This window comes from Mammaliicoccus fleurettii (assembly GCF_003970575.1).
In the GTDB taxonomy this organism is placed as follows: domain Bacteria; phylum Bacillota; class Bacilli; order Staphylococcales; family Staphylococcaceae; genus Mammaliicoccus; species Mammaliicoccus fleurettii.
In genome coordinates, this window is sequence record NZ_RXWZ01000129.1 from 1 (window position 1) to 4,649 (window position 4,649).

5 protein-coding genes are annotated in these 4,649 nt (G+C 30.5%); 3 read left to right on the forward strand and 2 right to left on the reverse strand.

The window, feature by feature from the left end:
* Window positions 1-281: 281 nt before the first annotated feature.
* Window positions 282-1,628: an Nramp family divalent metal transporter gene (locus CD129_RS09590; RefSeq protein WP_243832002.1), complete on the reverse strand. Its 1,347-nt coding sequence runs from the start codon at window positions 1,626-1,628 to the stop codon at window positions 282-284.
* Between the two features lie 286 nt (window positions 1,629-1,914).
* Between CD129_RS09590 and CD129_RS09595 the strand changes: the two genes are divergently transcribed.
* From CD129_RS09595 to CD129_RS09605, 3 genes are read left to right on the forward strand one after another with little or no spacing between them, the layout of a single operon-like run.
* On the forward strand, window positions 1,915-2,673 hold the full coding sequence (locus CD129_RS09595) for an SDR family oxidoreductase (protein WP_115336969.1): 759 nt from the start codon (window positions 1,915-1,917) through the stop codon (window positions 2,671-2,673).
* A gap of 32 nt (window positions 2,674-2,705) precedes the next feature.
* Entirely contained in the window at window positions 2,706-3,026 is a 321-nt protein-coding gene (locus CD129_RS09600; RefSeq protein ID WP_002508641.1) for a hypothetical protein, read from the forward strand.
* Between the two features lie 46 nt (window positions 3,027-3,072).
* Window positions 3,073-3,420, forward strand: coding sequence for a MerR family transcriptional regulator (locus CD129_RS09605; RefSeq protein WP_002508642.1), 348 nt, complete (start codon window positions 3,073-3,075; stop codon window positions 3,418-3,420).
* A 349-nt stretch (window positions 3,421-3,769) separates the two neighbouring features.
* Here CD129_RS09605 and CD129_RS09610 read toward each other — a convergent pair whose 3' ends face one another.
* Window positions 3,770-4,126: a YxeA family protein gene (locus CD129_RS09610; protein ID WP_002512599.1), complete on the reverse strand. Its 357-nt coding sequence runs from the start codon at window positions 4,124-4,126 to the stop codon at window positions 3,770-3,772.
* Window positions 4,127-4,649 lie beyond the last annotated feature (523 nt).

Genomic DNA, 4,649 nt, shown 5'->3' on the forward strand with positions numbered 1-4,649 from the left:
ACGTGCATAACCAATTTTAGCCATTTAATTTCACCCTCTTTTATTCATTTTATGACCACTTATTAACGTGATGTGTTTCTCGATGCAAATAAACGCGTCTCTCATCGTCTAAAAACTCATGATTTTTGATATTTATGATACATTGATTATAGCACAAGTTTATAGACTTAAATATCCAAGAAAAACCTCCTAATTTATAGTTAAGAGGTTTTGTGTCAAAAACGAACGATAAAAACAAAGCATTTGTAAATATTTACAAATGCTTTGTTTTTAATGAATTTTTATAAAAATTCATTAAATGTTTCTATAATTAGATATATATTCAATATACTTAATATGATTGTTAAAATCCAAGCAATAATATTAATCCATGTTTTATTTGTAAATTCTTTTCCCATTACCTTAGGGTTATTCGTTGCTAACGTTAAAGGAATAATACTAAAGGGTAATGCAATACTTAAAAACACTTGTGTGAAAATTAATAGATCCTCAATTTTAGAAGTACTTGAACCATATAACCATAAACAGATGAATACAGGAACCACAGCGATTAGTCTAGTGACTAATCTTCTTGCCCATTGAGGAATTCTTATATTTAAAAACCCTTCCATGACAATTTGTCCTGATAATGTGCCCGTAATGGTTGAATTTTGCCCTGAAGCTAGCAAAGCTATGGCAAATAATGTACTCATAACAGCACCACCTATAGCTCCTGCAAAATCCGATTCTCGTAAAGCATTATATAAATCATAAAATCGTCCTAAGTCTTCACCATTACCAAAGAATAGAGCGGCACCTAATATTAAAATCAAACAATTAATAATAAACGCAATTGAAAGTTGTATATGTGAATCAATAATAGCGTATTTAATAGCCTCTTTTTTCTTAGCTTTACTTTCACGTATGTAGTTACGTGATTGAACAATTGAAGAATGCAAATACAAATTATGAGGCATGATTGTCGCACCAATGATACCTAAAGTTATGTATAACACACCATTGTTAGTAGCTATTTCTGTACTTGGAATAAAGCCACCTAAAACAGCACTCCATTCTGGAGAAGCAAAGTAAACTTCAAATACAAAGATAAAAAGAACTGTAAAAATTAATACACCTACGATAGCTTCAATCTTTCTAAAGCCAAATTTAATAATTACTAGTAAAAGTAAAACATCTAATACAGTAATAGTTACTCCCACTACTAAAGGTATATCAAAAAGTAGATTTAATGCTATCGCACTACCAATGACCTCTGCAATATCTGTAGCCATAATTGCTAACTCTGTAACAATCCAAGCTGCTATCGACAACGGCTTATTACTTATGTGTTTAGTTACTTGAGCTAAGTCCATACCACTCGCAATACCTAAACGAGCGCACATACTTTGAAGTAACATGGCTGATAAGCTCGATAATAATATTATAAATAATAATGTATATCCAAATTGTGCTCCTCCTGCCATTGAAGTAATCCAATTACCTGGATCCATATAGCCTACGGCAACAAGAAGGCCAGGGCCTAGATACATTATTAGTTTCTTGATACCATTTGCTTCGCTATCAAAAGAAACTTTTCCATTTATTTCTTCTAAACTTTTCTTCACTTTAAAAATCTCCTCATTGAACATTAAATTTATCAATGAATATTATAGCATAAATTAGGTCAACCTAAAAATTATTTTGCTTATACTTAAACTTTTAGTTGTTTAATTTCTGATGATTTTAATTAATCTTTGCCTATTATTTTTAAACGACCTTTTATATTAGACTTCTTATTACCTTTCAGAAAATAAGTTGCTATTGAACCCGTTATCATTCCAACTAAACCAATACCAAAAAACATCAGATAAACACTTGCTTGATATCGCGGTCTAAGGTTTATGATTGAAATATATTCAAAGGAGGTTATATAATATGGGTAAATTTAATAGTTTACAAGACAAAGTTGTAGTTATTGCTGGTGGTGCTAAGAACCTTGGCGGCTTATTAAGTACTACTTACGCTAAAGATGGGGCTAAATTAGTAATCCATTATCATGATGAAAAGTCTTTAGATGATGCTAAAGCTACACTTTCAAAAGTTGAAGAGTTAGGTGGAGAAGGTACATTATTTTCTGGTGATTTAACTAAGGTTAGTAATGTCCAAGCTTTATTTCAACATGCTGAAGAGACGTTTGGAAAAGTTGATATTGCAATAAATACAGTAGGAAAAGTACTTAAAAAACCTATTTCAGAAACGACTGAAGAAGAGTTTGATAGTATGGCAGACATCAATGCAAAGTCAGCTTATTTCTTTATTAAATATGCTGAAAAGGCTATGAATGATAATGGCAAAATCATCACTCTAGCCACTGCATTGCTTGCTGCTTATACAGGATTTTATTCAACTTACGCTGGAGGAAAAGCTCCCGTCGAGCATTATACACGCGCAGCATCATCAGAGTTTATGGATAGAGGGATTTCAGTTAATGCAGTGGCTCCTGGACCAATGGATACACCTTTCTTCTATCCTCAAGAAGGCGAAGATGCTGTGGCATTCCATAAATCTCAAGCACTTCATAATCAGCTTACAAATATTGAAGACATCGCACCGATTATCACTTTCTTAACTTTAGATGGTTGGTGGATAAATGGACAAACATTATTTGCAAATGGCGGTTATACGACAAGCTAGTTAACTTTAAAGAATAAGGAGGTCATTTTGATATGTATTACTTTTTAGCAATATTTAAAGAAAATGAAACAGATATTAAGATTATTACGGAAGAAAAGGTCATAGATGATAAGAACGTATCTTTGCCAAGTAATAATTACGTTAAATCTTTAGCTGAAGAAATAATTGAGCTATCTCATCAAAATAATTTATTCCATAATGACATTAAACGAATTGGTTTAAAAATAGATGATCCTGAACTCATTGGTTATAACACTGTGGAGTCATTAAAGAGTGATATGGTATCAACATTTGGGTTTGAAGCTATTATCCATAATGACTATGAAGATTTACTAGTTCAACTTATTAAATAGACCAAAAAGGTGACTTTATAAAGTCACCTTTTTTAGGAGGTAAATTATGCAAGTAAAGCAAGTAGCCGATAATTTAGGCATCAGTGAACATACTATTCGATACTATGACAAAGCAGGGCTTTTTCCATTTGTTACCAGAAATAAGAATGGCTATAGAGATTTTTCAGTAGAGGATCTATATTGGATTGAGTTTATAAAATGTATGCGTCAGACACATATGCCTGTATCAAAGTTAAAAGAAATTGCTGAATTGTATCATCAAGGAAGTTCTACCAAAATGAAACGAAAAGATATATTTTTAGAACATCAAAAAAATTTAATAGAACAAAAAAATATTATAGATAAAGGGCTTCAAACATTAGAAGATAAATTTAAATTGCTGGAAAGCGAATAAGTAAAAGTACAGTATTAGAGGGAGGAGAAATGGAGAAAATATAAATTGCTCCTTACACTTTTTATAGTTCTTTAACTTCATATAAAAAATTGCGATTTAGTAGAGAAAATTTATGGCATAGAAAATGAAAATTTCAATATTAATCTTTTACTTTCAAGTATTATTGTACCGACCTTTAGTAATTACATTAATTAATAGATATAAGTATAGCAAAAACACATACATAATATGTATGTGTTTTAATCGTTTCAAAATCAGAATGTGTCTCAATAATGAAGTGTTTTTGAACTAATATTACTAGCTTTATCTAATAATATTAGTTTGATATAGTCAGAGATTAGGTCTTTTGTTAAAGAGAACTTTTAGTTCCCTTCCCTTCCAATAACTCCTGTGCCTTTTTAGGGACGTTATCAGCATCTACCTCTTCATAGGTAATCACTTCATCTTTCTTGTAATAAACTTTTAAATAAGACTCTTTTTCAACTTGGTTTTCAGCTGTAAAAGAGAGTCTTTTTAACTCTCCATTTTCATCAAAACCCGTCATATTATATTTATATCTGGAATAACCTGATTCTTTATATTTCTCACCATCATCAACAATTTTTACATAATATTTAGTTGAACCAATTGTTTGCAATGTCTGTGGCGAACATGCAGTTAATAAGCATATGGCAAATCCTACACTTACAATAAGTAATTTTTTCATAAAAACAATCCTCTCTAATTAACTATAATTCAATTATAATAAAGAAAATAAAAAAGCAACATCGATTTTCCTTACAAAAACCTTTCAAAATTGACACTTTATTAGATAATGATCTTAAGGAGTCCCTTACGAACAACACTAAATTCTTAAAGTGGTAATTTAATAAAAACTCTATTTTCTAATGAATTGACCTGTTCGTATTATAAGATTAACCAGTCATTTCTGCTTAGTCTATTTTTAATAGGTTTTATGGATAAGGTAGCCAAGGTTGGACGGCTTGGCCTATGAGACATCAATATCGTCGGCAATCTTCTCCAACTCCTAATTATAGAAACTCTTTTGAAGGGGGGTGGTAATTAGATATCGTACAACGCTACTTTATTAGTATTTCATACTATTAGTCTTTTTAAGTTGAAAGAGAGAAGGAAGCTTTATGCTATTTCAATTATTAATAGATTTTAAGATTGAAAATATATCTATATATATTCATAAAATAGACCTTTTTGAAAAAAGTCAATTAATC